The sequence below is a fragment of the Brachyspira catarrhinii genome (assembly GCF_005518285.1).
Classification (GTDB): domain Bacteria; phylum Spirochaetota; class Brachyspiria; order Brachyspirales; family Brachyspiraceae; genus Brachyspira; species Brachyspira catarrhinii.
In genome coordinates, this window is sequence record NZ_SJDU01000728.1 from 1 (window position 1) to 588 (window position 588).

Below are 588 nucleotides of genomic sequence, written 5' to 3' on the forward strand. Positions count from 1 at the left end.
AAAAAAATTACAATCTTATTATGCTTTTTATCTTTACTCGCTTTTATAAGTTGCAATAATGAAGGCTCAACGGGAAGCGAAGTAGGAGGCGGAAGTGGTGCTGAAGCTGGCGGAGGTTCTGGAACTGGAAGCGAAACTAGTGGAAGTGGTAGCGGTTCTGGAAGCGGAGGACAAACGGCATCATCTTCTTATGTCGGCACTTGGCTTGACTCAAAAGATAATAAGGAGATTATGACTATAAATTCGGACGGTTCTATAACTATTGACGGCATTGGAAAAGTTACCAATATAACAAAAAAGAGCGATACAAATTTTGTTATGCAATATGATGAAACACAGCATGGAGTATCCGTTACAATTATATACGATATAAAATTTTCAAATAGTAATTCTGGAACTATAGATGTTACAACTATAGCTTCTGAAAAAACAACTCCGTCAGGCACGATTAATATCGTTAAAAAATAATAAAATAATTAAAGCGAAAATTACCGAGTCTTTTTAGACTCGGTTTTTATTTAGTCATTGCGAGGCTATGCCAAAAATACACAGCGTGAGGCGAAGCAATCCAAATAAAATAGCAATATA

General features: G+C 35.9%; 1 protein-coding gene. It reads left to right on the plus strand.

Annotated elements, in window-relative coordinates; all coding sequences use genetic code 11:
• Positions 1-468 (plus strand): hypothetical protein (locus EZH24_RS14755; protein WP_201798610.1); only part of this gene is annotated, 468 nt, incomplete at its 5' end.
• Positions 469-588: the final 120 nt, after the last annotated feature.